Raw genomic sequence first — 16052 nt, forward strand, 5'->3', positions numbered from 1 at the left:
TTCTTGCCGCGACAATGCGAAAGGCGAGGATCGTTGTGGGGACGGCAGCCACACTGGCTGCCGTGCTGCTCGGCGCGTGCGGGAACTCCGGCGCGACCGGCGGCCCTCCGACGCGAACGTCCACCCCGACACTGGTGGCGTCCGAGTCCGGGGTGGATGTCCCGACGGCGAAGCCGTCGGTTGCGCCTGAGCCTTCCTCGAAGACGGCTACGGCGGCCGACGTTGCCGCGGCGCGGCGTGTGTGGCGGACGTGGTCCGGTGCCGTTCTCTCAGGTGATTTCGATGCGGCCGCCGCGGCGAGTCGGGACGGAGCGAACGCTTGGACGGTCGTTACGCGAATCGTCGCCGAATCGGATGAGGCGCGCGGGGATGCGCACAAGTTCGGCGGCACGATGCGCGGCGAGAGCGTGGTCGCATCCGACTCGGGTGCGGTGCTGCTCGATTCGGTCTTGGAACTTCGCGAAGTTGCCGCGGCCGGCGAGCGGACTGTGCAGATCACCCGTCCGCTCTTGCACAAGGTGTCGGGCGTCTGGTTCGTGACCTCGTTTTCAGCCGGCGGCCGCCAGATCCGTTGGACGGCGATTGGGGTTCAGAAGGAGGTCCGGGGAGTTCGCCTGGAGGTTCTCTCGGTGCTCGATGTGCTGGGCGGGACCTGGCTGGTGACGCGCACTACGGTCGCCCAGGGTTCCAGGAGTTTCACGGCGGGGGAGTCCGAACTCGTCGCGAGCGCAGGCGCGACCAAGAAGCTGGTTGGAGCGTTCTTCTCCGCCGACGCGCGCCCAGTCGGGGTGTGGAGATTCCCGGAGGTTGATGAGATCCGGGGGATTCGGCTCACGCTTGACGAAGACGGCGAGAGCTTGCTCTTCGCGTTCGGATCCTGATCGGAGCCTTCCGGAAGTACCGGTTTGTAACGTTCATCGCAATTTAGTGCTTAGGAGAGTCTTCTAACGTAAGCGCTGGTCTTGTATACCGGAGACCTTGGGCCGAGAGCACCGTTCGACTAGTGGCTGGTGTGGCGGGTTGGGCACGCCTGCTTCGAGTTAGAACGGAGCGCGGCAAGGCGAGCGGGCGGTATCGCCTGCAAAAGGAGGAGAACGTGAAGAAGCTCTTCGTAACGATCCTCGCGATCGGCATGGTCGCGGGCATGGCTTCGAGCGCATTTGCGGAACCGGGTCCCTCGGCCGCGACCGGCAAGGGCAAGAACGGCACGCCTGCGAGCCCCACCGACCGGTCGGCAGGCCAGGACAACCTGCTCGAGCCTGCAGGTGTTCCGGTCTTCGTCGGGGGCGGCCTGAACCAAGACGCCCCGTCGGGGACGCTCGGCGTTGCCGTTGGCGACGAGGGCGATGAGAACTCGGTCGGCCGCGCGTCGATCTCCGGTGATGACGGCGGGATCTACGTCTACGCTGAGGACTACACCGACGGCGACCAGATTTCCACGGTGGTCTCAACGGTCGACTGCACCACGACCGGAGTGTTGCTGGGCTGCGACGGCAACGACGACGACGCGGTTCTGGTCACGATCAGCCTGGCATAAGAGCCAGAACGTACGGTATGTCGATGGGCTCGCTTCTGCGGAAGCGGGCCCATCGAGCTTTTGGGGAGTGGAATCAGTCGTTGGAGCAGTCGGTCTCGCCCGGTATTTGCGGTCGAAATGCCAGAGACCACGCCCGGTCGTTGTTCATCCAGCGGGTGATCTGGGTGGCTTCGCGCGCGCGCGCCAGCACCGGCACAAGGTCTGCGCCCTCGACAACGCCGCAGCGCATCTGCTCGTCCACGGCCGCGCCAAACGTGGTGAGTGCTTCGTCCAGCGGCCAGTCGATCTCGTTCGGGGTCACGTCGGGGATCCCCGAGGCCGGGCGAACCACGATTCGCAGCGCGTCGAAGTCGTAGGCGCGCTCATCGCCGAGCGAGTTCTCGGGGAGCCATGAGCGCAAGTCGCCGAGGCGTTCGCGGAACTTCGTCAGTGCGGCGCGCGCGCGCCGGTCATCGTCGCTGGTCGCCGGGAGGCTTCCCTCGATTCCCAGGGCGTATGCGGAGATCTCGTGCGTGCGTCCGTCGGCGACGACGGTGAACGTAGTCGTTCCGGCGTCGGCGACGCCCGGTTGGTCGTAGTGGTGGTTTGGTCCGAACAACCCGGCGTCGCGGGCAGCGGCCAAGATCATTTGGATCCCGTCCTCGGAGACCTTTTGCTCAAGGACGTTCGGCATGGCCGGACCTGGGTAGATCTCGATCTGCGGTCCCGTGGTAATGATGCGTCCGTCGCCGGAGAGCGTGAACTCGGGGACGGCGGTGAGGTTCCAGCCGGCGGGAACGAATCCGCCGGCCGTGGAGACCTGCAGCACCAACTCGCGCGCGCCTGAAGGGTGCGTGATCGAGGACGCCATCGAACCGGGTGCCGCGCACGCCGTCAACAGAATCGTGAGTGCTCCCGCCAGCTTTCTCATTCGTTCCTCCGTGATCGTCGATGGTTGGACGGAGGCCTCCGGTGATCGGTTCCGCCGCGTTCGGGTATCGTGCCGCTCATGCCCTTTACATACGTCCTCCGACCCCGGTATGCGGAAGTGGACATGCTGGGGGTCGTCTTCAACGCGCACTACCTGACGTACTTCGACGATACATCGACCAGGTTCTTTGAGTCGCTCGGCTTCCCTCCGAAGGAGACCTTCGCCGAAGGGGGCGCATTCGAGGCCATGCTGGTGAAGGCGGTTCTCGAGTGGCGCTCGCCTGCGGGGTTCGATGACCTTATGGAGATCGCGGTGCGAGTAGAGCGAATCGGCAACGCGTCGTTTGACCTGCGCTACGTCGCGACGGTTGATGGCCGCGTTACTTGCGAGGCGACCGTTACCTACGTGACGGTGACGCGCGATGCCAAGGAATCGCGGCCGATCCCCGAGATCTTGCGCGCGCGCCTCGAGTCCGAACTCGCGCGCGTCTAGGGCGCCGGGGAGGAGAACTGGAACCGCCGCCGAAGACCTTCACCGAGAGAGCCTTTGGGTGAGGGGAGTATCAGTATGCGGCGTAGTCGGGTTGTCCTTTCTGCATTGCTTGCAATCGCGGCGTTGGTCGCGCCCGGACCGGGGCGGGCATCCGGGTTTCCGCCCGATGATGCAGTCTTGGCTGGAACGATCTTGCCGCCGGGGGCCGACTACGCGCACGCGATCTCGGAGGTTTCGGCCTACGACAACCTGGCCTACGAGTATCCCCAACTGACCGAAGACACGCTCTTCCGTTATTTCAAGAACGCCGGCTTCGGCCCTGAGGGCACCATCGCGCGCGAGTACTCGCCCCGGCCGGGCGTGAAGGTCCTGCGCGATGAGCGCTGGGGGGTGCCCCACGTCTACGGCGACACCGACGAAGACGTGTGGTTCGGTGCGGGTTACGTCTCGGCCGAGGACCGTCTTCCGATCATGGACCTGCTTCGTGCCATCGGTCGCGGAGAGGCGTTCGAACTTCTTGAGACGACGCCCGCGTGGATGGCAGACGCGGAATGGGTCCGCTTGTACGGCTACACCGAAGAGGAGTTCCAAGAGCAACTCGCGCGTTTGCCGAAGGAGTTCGGCGACGACGGCGAGGAGGTGCTGGTCTCGATGCGCGAGTTCATCGACGGAGTGAACGACTACGTCGCGCGCATCCACCGGGCCGAAGTCCCCCTTCCCGACGGGTACCGCGAGATCGGCCGGATGCCTGCCCCGTGGAGAGAAACCGACATCGTGGCGGTGACCACGGTGATTCGGGCGATGTTCGGCGCCGGCGGCGGCGGTGAACTGCGAAACGCGCAGGTGCTCGGCAGCCTCGAGCAAGAGTTCGGACTCGTGGGTGGTCGCGGCATCTACGAGGACTTCCGCAACCGGAACAACCACGATGGTCCTTCTCAGACCGGCCTGTCGTTCCCCTACATGCAGCGAGACGAATCGCAGATCGTCCCCGCCGCAAATGTGCGCACCTTCTCGACCGGCAAGCCCGGCGTGCAGGTGCTGCTCGAGAACCTCGCTCCGTTGAGCAGTCCCGCCGTGCGCTTGGGCGAGATCGGGCGCTTGGCGGATCGAGCGACGATTCGCTGGGACCGTTTGAAGTTGGACACGCCGCTCGGTTCGATCGATCTGCGTCCTCGCGGGTTGTCCAATGCGGTCGTCGTCGGAGCATCTCGTTCGGCGACCGGCCGGCCGATGCTTCTCGGTGGGCCGCAAACCGGGTACTTCTCGCCCGAGATCTTGATGGAAGTCGATTTGCACGGCCCAACGATTCACGCGCGCGGCGCCGCGTTCCCGGGGATCTCGATGTTCGTACTCCTGGGACGTAGCAGCAACGCGGCCTGGACCGCGACCGCGGGCGGCGGCGACATGATCGACACTCGCATCGAGTTGCTGTGCGAGGCGGACGGGTCCGCACCGACGGAGCACTCGACGAGTTATATGTTCCGCGGTTCCTGCGAACCCATGAACCGCCGCTTGGTTCGCTCGCTTCCGCACCTGCCCGGCGTTGCCGGTTACCGCGCGCTTCCGGACATCTACGCCGAGCGCACGATTCACGGTCCGGTCATCGCGCGCGGAACCGTTGACGGGCGTCCCGTTGCCGTCGCGCGCCAGCGCTCGACGTACGGGCGTGAAGCAGACTCGGCGATCGCCTTCTTGCGGCTGAACCGCAATGAGGCGTGCTCGGGTGAGGAGTTCGTCAAGATCATGGCGGACGTGAACCTCAGTACCAACTGGATGTATGCAGGTGCGAAGGACATCGCCTACATGCACGGAGGGCTCTACCCGCGACGCCCCGCGTCGGTGGACCCGGATCTTCCGGTCTGGGGGACCGGCGAGTGGGAGTGGGATGGTTTCCTGACTCCTGCCGAGCACCCGCACGAGATCAACCCGGCGTCCGGGTTCATGACCTCGTGGAACAACCGTCCAGGCCGCGACTGGGGTGCGGCCGATTCGAAGTGGGGGTGGTCTTCTCTCTATCGGTCGAGGATGCTGCACGACCGCGTTGCGGCCGACGATTCGATCACCGTGGTCGAACTCGTGCAGTTGATGGAGGAAGCCGGACTCACCGATATGCGAGCGTCCTACGACCTTCCGCTCGCGTTGCGGGTTCTGAACGCCGGCACGGCGCCGTCGGCGCGCGCGGCGCAGATGAAGGAGATCCTGAGCGCGTGGGTTGCTTCGGGTGCCCTGCGGCGGGACTCAGATCACGATGGGCGCTATGAGCATGGATCTGCGGTCGCGATCATGGACCAATGGTGGTCGGGGATGATCCACTCGATCTATGACCCGGTCTTGGGTGACGTGACTCGCATCCCGCTCGGATTCGACAACGCGCCGGGACCGACGGGCAGCGCATACCAGGACGGGTTCTACGGTCAGATCTGGACCGATCTGTCGCAGGTTCTGGAGGACGCGATCAACTCCACGACGTCGCAGGTCTATTGCGGAAGCACAACGGCCGGCACGACCGGGACTCTCTCGGATTGCGCTGGGGCGTTGTGGGCCTCGCTCGACGCAGCAGGTGCGGCGCTTGCGGGAAGCCAAGGAGAGGATCCGTCCGCGTGGGACATGAATCCCGAACTCGAGCGCATCCGGTTCCTGCCGGGTGCGGCGATCTCGATGCACTGGGTGAACCGCCCGACGTTCCAGCAACTCACCGTCTTCGGGGAGTAGCGAGCCTGCTACGAGTTCGTCCTTGATCCGTTCACGAAGACGCCGTCGCGCATGTGAAGCGCGCGCGTGGCGAATCCGGTGACGGTGCGGTCGTGCGTGACCAGGATTACGGTTTGGCCGTGCTCGCGCGACAGGCGCGCGAGCAGGTTCACGATCTCTTCTCCGTTGCGTGTGTCGAGGTTGCCGGTGGGCTCGTCGGCGAGGATGACGCGCGGGTCGTTAGCGAGCGCGCGCGCGATGGCGACGCGCTGTTGCTCGCCGCCGGAGAGCTGCGACGGCAGGTGAGCGGCGCGCGCTCCGAGGCCGACTTCCTCCAGCCGCGCCGATGCCTTCTCGCGCCGCGCCGCCGGCTTCATGCGAAGCGGCGCGAGTGCCGCTTCGACGTTCTCGACGGCAGTCAGCGTTGGAATGAGGTTGAACTGCTGGAATACGAATCCGAACGCGCGCAGGCGCAGGTCTGCCAACTGGCGCTCGCCGAGTCTTTCGAGGTCGTGATCTTCGAACGTTACGGTCCCTTCGGTTGGGCGGTCGAGACCGCCGAGCAACTGCAGCAGGGTGGTCTTTCCCGATCCGCTTGCGCCTTCGATCACGAGGAATTCCCCCGCCGGAATCGAAAGGTCGACGCCGTCTACCGCATTGATGGTGGCGTCGCCTTGGCGGTAGCGCTTGAAGACGTTCTTCAACTCGTACATGCCCTTATCCAATCTCTCGAAGCGCGTCGGCGGGGCGAAGGCGGGCGGCACGCAGTGCGCCGACTGCGCCGGACACCAACCCGCCGAGGAGCGCCAGGCCGAAGGCCAGCATCAGCAGCGACGCGTCGATCGGCGCGCGCAGGGCAATCGTGTCTGTTGCGGCAGTCGAGACCTGCCCGAGTCCAAAGATAGCCCCGGTGGATGTCGTCGACGCGGCGCTGGCTTGAAGCGGCGGTGCGAAGGCCGCGATTGCCAGGGCCGTCACAATTCCTAATCCGATCCCAATGATTCCGCCCAGCGCGCCTTGCGCCAGCGATTCTCCGACGACCTGGCGCACGACGAGTCCCTTGCTCCAGCCGATGGCCTTGAGCGTCCCGAGTTCGCGTACGCGCTTGCTCACCGAGGACAACGTCAGCAGGCTCGCGATCAGAAACGCCGCGATCAGCAATACGGTGCTGAGCATCGTGCCGAGTCGGTCGGCTAGACCGGCTGCATCGACCAGTGAGCCGCTCACGCGCGCGGCGACGTCTTCGGCGCTGGTCACTTGGGCGCCGGGGAAGGCTGAGGCGATGTCGGCGCTGAGCCCCTTCACGGTGCCTGCGTCCGCTGCGCGCACGAGCAGCACGTTCACGCGTCCTTTGCGCGCCGAGAGCTTCTGGAGGGTATCGAGTGGAATGTAGACGTCTGCCGCTTGGCCGCCCAATGGAGGCTTGGCGAAGCCGACTACGGTGATCTTGGTTCCGTTGAGGTCGAGCGTGTGTCCGACAGCGATTCCCTGTCGCTGCGCATACGCGTCCGAGAGCACGCCCTCAGCGGTCCCGTTTGCGCTCAAGAACTTGCCCGCGGTCAGCTGCGACTCCGTGATCAAGCCGAGGTCCGGCTTCGCCAGGTCCACGCCGGCGATGGTGTAGGTCTCGCTGGTGATGTCGGTCTCGGGCGGGTTCAGCGCCTGGCGGATGGTGCGCTCCGGCACGTTCACCGAGCCCCTGAAGCGCAGCAGGCGCTCGGGCATGCACTCCCCGAACGCGTCGCGCGGGCTCTTGCCGGACTTGCGTTGCTTGTCGAAGCACTCCTCCATCACCTTGCGCTCGGCGGTGGTGGGGGGCGACACGTTCTGCTCGACGGTGATGGTCTCGCCGCCGGTTTGGATCTCGGCGACGATCTCGGGGACCGTGCCTTCCTGGTGGACGGCAAGCAGGGTCAAGCCGGTGCCTACCGCCGCGACCCCTTCTATCTTGGCGACATCGGCGGCTTGTTCGGCCGGGAACGTCAACTGTGTGGCCGGCAGGAAGTAGGTGTGCACGAACTTGTCGCCGGCATCCCCGAGCTTCGACAGGTCGGTGATCACCGACTGGTTCTCCTTGATGAGCGCGGCTTGGTCCTCGGCGGAGATCGCGGCGCGCGCGCCGCCGAATCTCCCGAACCCGAATCCTCCGGGGCCCTCTTCGGGCGTCCCGGCCGCCGGCGACGGGGTCGCCGTGGCGACCGGTCTGGTGACCATCAGGTCCGTTCCCACGCTGGCGAGCGGGTTCAAGACGTCCCGCTGCGCTTCGTCCAGCCCGTTGGACACCGATGTGATGGCGGCAACGAGGCCGACGCCGAGTGCCAACCCGAGCACCGTTAGCACGGTACGTCCGGCGCGCCGTCGCAACTCGTTGCGTATGTAGGTCAAGAAGAACACGTTGAGTCCTTTCGTCCGCTTGCGCGGTCATTCTGATGCGCGCGTCTTTGGTTCGGCTGGGAGCCGGCTGTGAGCAGCCTGAGGATCACGAGTTCTCCGAGCCGGTCCGGGGGAGCCGCACGCGGAAGGTCGCGCCGCCGCCCGGCTCGCCGGAAACCCCGATCGTTCCGCCATGAGCCTCGACGATCGCCGCTGCAATCGATAGCCCGAGACCGGCGCCGGGTCGACCTGCGCGCGCCGAGGCGGCACGCCAGAACCGCTCAAACACGTGTGCGGCGATCTCGGGGGGGACTCCCGGACCTTGGTCGGAGACCTCCAACTCCATGAACTCTTCCGACGCCCGCACGATTACCTTAACGGGCGTGCCGGCGGGCGTGTGTGCGAGGGCGTTTCCGACGATGTTCGCTGCGACCTGACGCAGTCGCGCTTCGTCGCCGGATACGATTGCGGTCTCCGGCGCGGAGAACTCGATGACGCGCTCTGGAGCGATGGCGCGCGCGTCGTCGACTACGTCGGAGGCGATCGAGCGAAGGTCTACCGGCGCGCGCTCCAGCGGCCGGCCTTGATCGAGTCGTGCGAGCAGCAGCAGGTCGTCGACGAGGATGCCCATGCGCGCGCCTTCTTCTTCGATGCGTCGCATCGCGGTCGCCAAATCGTCGGGTCGGGTTTCGGCGCCTCGCCGAAACAACTCCGCGTAGCCTCGGATCGAGGTCAGCGGGGTGCGCAGTTCGTGGGAGGCGTCGGCGACGAATCTGCGCAGACGGTCTTCGGACTCCCGGCGCGCGGTGAATGACTGCTCGATGGTTCCCAACATCGTGTTGAGCGCGATCCCCAGGCGGCCGACCTCGGTGCGTGAATCCTCGTGCTCGATCCGGCGAGAAAGGTCGCCGGCGGCGATTGACCCGGCGGTAGTCGCGATGCGCTCAAGGGGTCGAAGTTCGCGGCGGACCAGCCATAGGGCCAGCCCCGCTAGTGCGGCGAGAACTGTGAGAGCGGCGGTGCTTTCGACGAATGCCAGCCGACGTAGCGTTTGCGCAACGTCGAAGAGCGGGACGGCCACAGTGAGCGTGTAGCGGCCGGCTATGCGCGTGCTGAGCGCTCGGAATTCGAACGGCGCGCCATCGGCGCCGACGGTAAAGGCCAAAGCGTCGTCGCTTCGTTCCGCCACCAGCGCCGTTGTCAGTTGTGGTTTCGGAGGGGTGGTGTCGCCGTAGTCGAACGATCCGCTGGTGACTACGAAACCCCGGTCGTCGCGGATCTCGCCGTAGGTCAACGGCGGGAGCAGCGACGACTGCGATCCTCCGGGGTGCATGGAGCGCGGCATCACGAACCCGTCCGGGGCGGCGGAGCGGCTCAACAAGGCGCGCGCCACCGGAGCCTGCGCCGCGACGAGCTGGTCGTCGATGCGCGCTAGGAGGAACGATCGCAGCATGGAGTGAGTCGCGAAACCCGATACCGCCAGTCCGACCGTCGCCAGCGCGATCAGTCCGAGCAGTAGCCGCGCGCGCAGCGTCACGACGAGGTGTCCTTCGGAAGTCGCAGGCTGTATCCGGCGCTGCGGATCGTGTGAATGAGCGGTGGTCCGAGGGCATCGATCTTCTTGCGAAGGTAGCTGATGTAGGTTTCCACGACGTTGGCGTCCCCGCCGAAGTCGTAGTTCCAGACGTGGTCGAGGATCTGAGCTTTGGACAGGACTCGCCGCGGGTTCAGCATGAGATATCGCAGCAGTTTGAACTCGGTGGCCGTCAGCTCGATGGAGTGTTGCGCGCGCCAGACCTCGCGCGTGTCGTCGTCGAGTTCGAGATCGGCGAACTCCAGGCGTGCGGTCCGGTTTGCGTGCGGTCCGGCGCGACGCAGTACGGCCTGCACTCGCGCGACGAGTTCGGCCAGGCTGAAGGGCTTCGTAACGTAGTCGTCGCCGCCGGCCGTGAGGCCTCGGATCTTGTCTTCGGTGGCATCACGGGCGGTGAGGAACAGCACCGGAACCCGGGAGCCGCCGTTGCCGAGCCGCCGGACGACTTCGAAGCCGTCGAGATCGGGGAGCATCACGTCGAGCACGATCAGGTCGGGACCAAACGAAGCGGCCGTCGAGATCGCGGTTCGTCCGGAACCCGCCGTTTCGACGTGGTACCCCTCGTATCGCAAGGCTGTGGCGACGAGGTCGGTGATGTTCGACTCGTCGTCAACGACCAGGATGCGAGCTTTCTTTGTCACCGTTGGATCTCCCGGCCGGGATACTAGCCCGGCTTCCTGTGAATCGCCTGTGAGGCCGCTGAGCGGGCCATGAGGCCCCCCGGCGTCCCGACGAAGACGGGTCCTCCGGCCCGTTTCGTCCATTCGCGTTGGGGCGATTCTGAAGGGAAGCACGGAGAGGCTCCGTCTTCTTTCGACCTCCGGGGAGGTACGAACTGTTGTCGTCGCACGCACAGCATCCTGAATCCCAAGGTGGCGCGGGGTTGGCGCCCGGCGCGCGCGCGATGCGAGCGGAGCGCGACGGGCGGCTTGCATCTTGGGACGTCAACACCGCGCCGTTTACGGTCGCGTGGGAACTGACGCGCGCCTGTGCCTATGTGTGTCTGCACTGCCGGGCCGACGCACAGCCGTATCGCGACCCCAACGAACTCACGACCGAAGAGATATTCGCCGTCGTGGACGACCTTGCCCGCTTCGGGTCGAGCATCCTGGTGCTGACGGGCGGTGACCCGATGGCGCGGCCGGATCTCGAGGACATCGCTGCGCGCGCGCACTCCCTCGGACTGCGTGTGGCCCTGTCTCCGAGCGCAACGGCTCGCGTGACGCGCAAGAGACTCGTTTCGCTGCGCGAGGCAGGGGTGCGGCGTGTGGCGCTGTCTCTCGACGGGGTCGATGCGGCCGTGCATGACGGATTCCGCGGACTTCCCGGATCGTTCGCGCGAACTAAGAGCATCACGCAGACCCTGGCGGAGGAGGATCTCGCCCTGCAGATCAACACCACCGTTGCTCGCCACAACGTGGAGAGTCTTCCCGAGATGGCCCGGGTGGTTGCCGGCATGGAGCCCGTGCAGTGGAGTCTGTTCTTCCTCGTCCCGACGGGGCGCGCGCAGATCGCGACGATGTTGTCGGCGGCAGAGCATGAGCGCCTCTTCAACTGGATCTACGACCTGTCTCACGTGGCGCCGTTCGACATCAAGGTTACGGAGGCTCCCGCGTACCGCCGCGTTGTCGCCGCGCGCAACGGCCAGGGCGCGAACGCTCCGGTGGCCGGCGCCGGGTACCGGTTTGCGGACGGACTCGATCGTCCCGCGGTCGGCATCGGCGACGGCAAGGGGTTCATGTTCATCTCGCATACCGGCGACGTGACGCCCAGCGGTTTCTTGCCGTTCACTGCAGGCAACGTCCGCGAACGATCGGCCGTCGAGATCTATCGTGACTCGCCGATCTTCCGCGCTTTGCGTGATCCCGCGGCACTCAAGGGCGGTTGCGGCTCGTGCGAGTTCAACTCGTTGTGCGGCGGGAGCCGGTCGCGCGCCTACGCCGTCACCGGCGACTACCTCGCGGCGGATCCCGCCTGCGTGCTCGCCTAGGAGGAGCACCATGATCAACCTGACAACACTGTATGCCAACGGATCCAGCACCTCCGACGGGCTTCGCTACGGCAAGGGGACCGATGCGCCGGCGACGGCCGGCAGCCGTCGCCCCGTCGTGGTGTGGAACTGCACGCGGCGGTGCAATCTTGCGTGCCGGCATTGCTACTCCAGTTCGCGCAACCAGGAGTACCCCGGTGAGTTGACCAATGCCGAGGCGCGCGACTTCATCAAGGATCTAGCCGACTTCGGCGTTCCGGCGCTGCTGCTGTCGGGCGGTGAGCCGCTGATGCGCCACGATCTGCTGGATTTGCTGACGTTTGCGCGCAGCCTTGGGTTGCGAGTCACGCTCTCGACGAACGGAACGCTTATCGACGCCGCGCGCGCAAAGGCACTTGCCGAGGCGGGCGTCGTGTACGTCGGCGTGAGTCTGGACGGAGTTGGGGAGACCCACGACCGTTTCCGCGGGCATGTGGGAGCATTCGAGGAGACGCGCGCGGGCATCCGAGCGTTGCGGGCGGAGGGGGTCCGGACTGGTCTTCGCCTTACGTTGGCGCGACAAAGCGTCGCGGAGCTGGAAGCGTTGTTCGCTTTTGCAGAAGAAGAGGGTATCGAGCGGATCTGCTTCTACCACCTGGTTCCCGTCGGGCGTGGTCGCACGAGCGATCTGCTGTCGGTCGTCGAGACGCGCGCGGCGGTTGATCGAATCATGGCCAAGTCCCTGGATTTCGTCGAGCGCGGGTTGCCAGTCGAGATCCTGACGGTGGACGGCCACTTCGACGGTCCTTACATGTATACGAAACTCCGCGAGCGCGATGCAACGCGCGCCGAGGAGGTGCTTGAGCGCATGCGGTGGAACGGGGGTGCCCTGAACTCCACCGGAGTCGGGATTTCAAGCGTCAACTGGGAAGGCGTGGTCCACCCCGACCAGTTCCTGCGCAGCGTCGTGCTGGGGTCGATTCGCGAGCGGCCCTTCTCGCAGATCTGGTCGAATCCCGACGACGCGGTTCTGACGCAGCTTCGGGACAAGCGCGCGCACCTGGGCGGTCGCTGTTTGGGGTGTAGATTCCTGGACGTGTGTGGTGGAGGACTGCGGGCGCGCGCGGAGGCTATGAGCGGAGATCGCTGGGCTCCTGATCCGGCCTGCTACCTTTCAGACGAAGAGATTTCAGTGTAAGCGGCTCGGCCGGCGTCGATGCTCGGCCGCGCGGGGAGGAAGTACAGATGGCAAAGAAGTCACGTTCGAAGGCGGCTGCGTCGCAGCCGACGAAGGGGTCGGCGACCGGCCGTAAGCGACCGGTTCGTAAGAAGAAGAAGAGCGTCCCGGTGTTCCCGATTCTGGTGAGTGTCCTTGTCGCGTTGGGGATCGCGGCGACCGTCATGTCGCGCGGAGGCTCCAGCGGCAACCCCGCCGCCTCCGCGAAAGTGACCGTGACCGGCGGGGGACTGTCGAAGGCACCGGAGCAAGGGGCGGCCGACCCGGCGATCGGCGCGCAGATCCCGGAGGTTGCGGGCCGCTCGTTCGACGGCAAGGACGTTGTCATCCGCAGGGACGGTCGGCCGAAGGCGATCTTGTTCGTGACGCACTGGTGTCACGTTTGCCGGCAGGAGGTTCCCGCGGTGCAGGCCTGGCTCGATGAGCACCCGGTACCGGAGGGCACCGACATCATCTCGGTCGCGACCTCTACAGACCCGTCGGGGGAGAACTACCCGCCGGACAAGTGGCTCGAGCGCGAAGGGTGGCAGTTGCCGGTCATGGTCGACGACAAGAACAACAGCGCGGCCGGTGCATACGGGTTGCAGGCATTCCCGCTGTGGGTGTTCTCCGACGCCGACGGTAAGGTGGTCATGCGTGTGAGCGGCATGTTCGAGCCGGAGCAGGTGTGGGGAGTCTTGGAGCAGCTGGCGTCCTCGTCGCCTACCAAGTAGCCGGGAGTCCAGGTTGCTATGAGCGTAGACACGCTGACGACGTTCTTCGCACTTCTCACCGTTCTCTCCAACGTTGCGGTTGTCGTTGCCGTGGTGCTGTGGATCGGCGGGCTGTTCTCGCCGGCTGTTGCCGAGGTGGGCGCGCGCCTGCGTGACTCGCTTTCGGGGTCGGCCCTGGCGTTGGCGTGGTCGGTGGCTGCGGTCTCGATGGCCGGAAGCCTCTACTACTCTGAGATTGCTCACATTCCGCCGTGCCTGCTGTGCTGGTACCAGCGGATCGCGATGTACCCCTTGGCGATCATCCTGGGCATCGCGGCGATAAAGAAGGACGTTGGGATCCGTATCTACGCCCTGGTACTGGCCGGCGTGGGGACGATCATCGCGACGTATCACTATCAGCTCGAGCGCTTTCCGGACCAGACGTCGATTGCTTGCCGGCTGGACACGCCGTGCTCGACGACGACGATCTGGAAGTTCCACTATGTTTCCTTCCCGTTCATGGCGATCAGCGGGTTCCTGGTTATCGCGGTATTGCTAATGATCGCCCGTGCGCCGCAGGAACTGGAAGGCGACGACGTGGACGACGAGGATGCGCTGCTGCCCGAAGAGAGAGGCTGAGGGATGGAATGGTTTGAGCGAGTGAGTGCCGCGGTTGCCGAGGCTGCGGGGTCGGACCCCGCGTCGATCGCGCCGTCGAGCACAGATATCGAGACGTTGCTGGACGTGGCTCGTATCGCGGCACACGACAGCGGCGACCGCAAGAACGCTCCCGTGCTGTGCTACGTGCTCGGGCTGGCGCGCGCCGGGGGAGCCACGTTGGAAGATCTGGCCGCAGTCGTTCGCGGCGCGGCCGAACAGGCCTAACGCCGGCGGCGCTCGCGCCTCGGGGCTTTACGAGGCGACTGCCGGGCGCGCGGGTTCACCGGGAAGCCAGAACTCAACCGTCGTGCCGGCGCCGGGCGCGCTGTCGATGCTGATCCTGCCCCCGGCGATCTCGGTGCGTTCGCGCATTGCGAAGATTCCCTGGTGTCCCGGGCGCGCGTGCTCGGCCGCCGACGGGTCGAATCCGCGTCCGTCGTCGCGAACGCGAACGAGGTATCCATCTGCCTCGTAGGCCAGAAGGACACTGATGTGTTCGGCCATGGCGTGCTTGCGCACGTTGGTGATCGCTTCCTGCGCTATCCGGTAAATCACGATACGGATCTCCAGCGAAGGCTCCTCGCCGAGTCGGTTCTCGAGGTTGTGCTCGACGGTCAGTTCGCTCGTTAGTTGCTCGAGGCACAGGCGGATCGCGGGAGCGAGGCCCTGGCGATCCAGCGTCGGAGGGCGCAGTTGGAACAGCAAGTTCCGAAGGCGCACGATCGCCTGGTGGACGTTGTGCTCCAGCTGGGTAAGCATTTGCGCGGGTTCGGGGTCGACGATCATGCGACGCAGCATCTGCAATCGAAGGTTCGCCGCCGTCATCACCTGCAGCGGGTCGTCGTGGACGTCGGAGGCGATGCGGCGACGCTCTTCTTCTTGGGCGCGCACCAGACGCGTCAGTAACTCCTTGCGCTCGTCGTCCGCGCTACGCAGCGTCTGCACCGTTCGGGCCAATTCCTCGGACTTCACGGCGGCATCGTCGCGAATCCGCGTCCGTGCCATCGCCGCGGCAAGATGGTCAGCCACTTCTTGTGCGACCGCGATGTCGTCCGGGGAGAACGCGTGTGACTGCGTGGCTGCGAGCGTCAGGGCTCCAATCACCTCGTCCGAGCAGCGCAGCGGAATGACCATGTACGACCGAACCTCCTTGGAGCGAACGGCGCGCGCGCTCGGGGACGAATGGGGCAGGCGTTCGACGTCGTGAACAACGATGGGTTTGCCGCCGCGAAGGCTCTCGATGCCGCCCAAGGCCGTCGTTGACGAAACCGGAGACGTGCCGCTGCGGCCGTCGGGGTTCGCGCCGATCACCCGCATGTTTCCCGTCGCTTCATCCCACTCCTCGACCACCGCTTCGTCGCAGGAAGCGAACCTCTTGACCTCGGTCAGCGCGGTGCGCGCGATCGGCGCGACGGACGCGGACGCTTGGGTTGCCATGTCGATGCGGTGGAGCCCTTCCAGCCGGTCGGCGCGCCACTGCAGGGCCCGGTGTGCGCGCGCAGCCTCTTCGGATCGCTCCCGAAGAACGTCGACCATCCGGTCGAAGGCTGCAGCCAGACGGCCGAACTCCCCGGTGTCGTGAGGGACACCGGAGCGCGTCGGGAGGTCGCCGTGTTCGATGCTCAGTATCGAGCGCGTGAACATCCCGAGCGGATCGGTGAGCAGGCGGCGTACGGCGACATGCGCGATCGCGAGGCTAAGCAGGGTAGCCGCCGCGAGCATGACGAAGACGAGCGACCCGAGGCGGCCCGCCCGCGCGAAGCCGACAACGGCGAGGGTCAAGATCGGCGCGAGCGCGACGGCGAAGGCGGCCAGCAGGTGCATTCCCTGCGCCGGCGACTCGTTTGACCGTCGCGCCTGCCGGACCGTGCTGCGGGAACGGATGAGTATCTGCATG

The 16052-nt window shown here is 65.9% G+C and carries 15 protein-coding genes; 9 read left to right on the forward strand and 6 right to left on the reverse strand.

Annotated elements, in window-relative coordinates; all coding sequences use genetic code 11:
- The first annotated feature begins 14 nt into the window (after positions 1 to 14).
- Both WDA27_03460 and WDA27_03465 read left to right on the forward strand, forming a co-directional pair.
- A complete protein-coding gene (locus tag WDA27_03460) occupies positions 15 to 881 on the forward strand; it encodes a hypothetical protein (GenBank protein ID MFA5890002.1) in 867 nt (288 codons plus the stop codon).
- Positions 882 to 1096: 215 nt separating this feature from the next.
- The gene (locus WDA27_03465; protein MFA5890003.1) at positions 1097 to 1537 is read left to right on the forward strand and encodes a hypothetical protein; all 441 of its coding nucleotides are present in this window, start codon (positions 1097 to 1099) and stop codon (positions 1535 to 1537) included.
- A gap of 73 nt (positions 1538 to 1610) precedes the next feature.
- Here WDA27_03465 and WDA27_03470 read toward each other — a convergent pair whose 3' ends face one another.
- Entirely contained in the window at positions 1611 to 2447 is an 837-nt protein-coding gene (locus WDA27_03470) for a hypothetical protein (GenBank protein ID MFA5890004.1), read from the reverse strand.
- A gap of 123 nt (positions 2448 to 2570) precedes the next feature.
- On the opposite strand from WDA27_03470, the gene WDA27_03475 reads away from it, so the two are divergent.
- Together WDA27_03475 and WDA27_03480 are read left to right on the forward strand one after the other, a co-directional pair.
- Complete coding sequence (locus tag WDA27_03475; protein ID MFA5890005.1) at positions 2571 to 2939, forward strand: thioesterase family protein; 369 nt, start codon at positions 2571 to 2573, stop codon at positions 2937 to 2939.
- Between the two features lie 177 nt (positions 2940 to 3116).
- Positions 3117 to 5651: a penicillin acylase family protein gene (locus WDA27_03480; GenBank protein ID MFA5890006.1), complete on the forward strand. Its 2535-nt coding sequence runs from the start codon at positions 3117 to 3119 to the stop codon at positions 5649 to 5651.
- An 8-nt stretch (positions 5652 to 5659) separates the two neighbouring features.
- On the opposite strand, the gene WDA27_03485 is transcribed toward WDA27_03480, so the two are convergent.
- From WDA27_03485 to WDA27_03500, 4 genes are all read right to left on the reverse strand, one after another.
- Complete coding sequence (locus WDA27_03485; protein ID MFA5890007.1) at positions 5660 to 6343, reverse strand: ABC transporter ATP-binding protein; 684 nt, start codon at positions 6341 to 6343, stop codon at positions 5660 to 5662.
- A 4-nt stretch (positions 6344 to 6347) separates the two neighbouring features.
- Positions 6348 to 8024 carry an ABC transporter permease gene (locus tag WDA27_03490; protein ID MFA5890008.1) on the reverse strand — a complete coding sequence of 559 codons (1677 nt, stop codon included), beginning with the start codon at positions 8022 to 8024 and terminating at the stop codon, positions 6348 to 6350.
- Positions 8025 to 8109: 85 nt separating this feature from the next.
- Positions 8110 to 9540 carry a HAMP domain-containing sensor histidine kinase gene (locus tag WDA27_03495; protein MFA5890009.1) on the reverse strand — a complete coding sequence of 477 codons (1431 nt, stop codon included), beginning with the start codon at positions 9538 to 9540 and terminating at the stop codon, positions 8110 to 8112.
- Complete coding sequence (locus tag WDA27_03500; protein MFA5890010.1) at positions 9537 to 10238, reverse strand: response regulator transcription factor; 702 nt, start codon at positions 10236 to 10238, stop codon at positions 9537 to 9539. Before WDA27_03500 ends, WDA27_03495 begins: the two co-directional genes overlap by 4 nt.
- 197 nt (positions 10239 to 10435) lie before the next feature.
- On the opposite strand from WDA27_03500, the gene WDA27_03505 reads away from it, so the two are divergent.
- Genes WDA27_03505 through WDA27_03525 form a run of 5 tightly spaced genes read left to right on the forward strand, consistent with a single transcriptional unit; the run spans position 10436 to position 14380 of the window.
- Positions 10436 to 11587 carry a TIGR04053 family radical SAM/SPASM domain-containing protein gene (locus WDA27_03505; protein ID MFA5890011.1) on the forward strand — a complete coding sequence of 384 codons (1152 nt, stop codon included), beginning with the start codon at positions 10436 to 10438 and terminating at the stop codon, positions 11585 to 11587.
- A gap of 10 nt (positions 11588 to 11597) precedes the next feature.
- Positions 11598 to 12764, forward strand: coding sequence for a radical SAM protein (locus WDA27_03510; protein ID MFA5890012.1), 1167 nt, complete (start codon positions 11598 to 11600; stop codon positions 12762 to 12764).
- A gap of 47 nt (positions 12765 to 12811) precedes the next feature.
- On the forward strand, positions 12812 to 13516 hold the full coding sequence (locus tag WDA27_03515) for a TlpA disulfide reductase family protein (protein MFA5890013.1): 705 nt from the start codon (positions 12812 to 12814) through the stop codon (positions 13514 to 13516).
- 18 nt (positions 13517 to 13534) lie between these two features.
- Entirely contained in the window at positions 13535 to 14134 is a 600-nt protein-coding gene (locus WDA27_03520; GenBank protein ID MFA5890014.1) for a disulfide bond formation protein B, read from the forward strand.
- Between the two features lie 3 nt (positions 14135 to 14137).
- A complete protein-coding gene (locus tag WDA27_03525; GenBank protein ID MFA5890015.1) occupies positions 14138 to 14380 on the forward strand; it encodes a DUF6457 domain-containing protein in 243 nt (80 codons plus the stop codon).
- A 27-nt stretch (positions 14381 to 14407) separates the two neighbouring features.
- Here the strand turns inward: WDA27_03525 and WDA27_03530 are convergent, their stop codons facing one another.
- Positions 14408 to 16051 (reverse strand): GAF domain-containing protein, encoded by a 1644-nt coding sequence (locus WDA27_03530; GenBank protein MFA5890016.1) that lies wholly within the window; start codon positions 16049 to 16051, stop codon positions 14408 to 14410.
- Position 16052 lies beyond the last annotated feature (1 nt).

Source organism: Actinomycetota bacterium (assembly GCA_041658565.1).
Lineage (GTDB): Bacteria > Actinomycetota > AC-67 > AC-67 > AC-67 > JBAZZY01.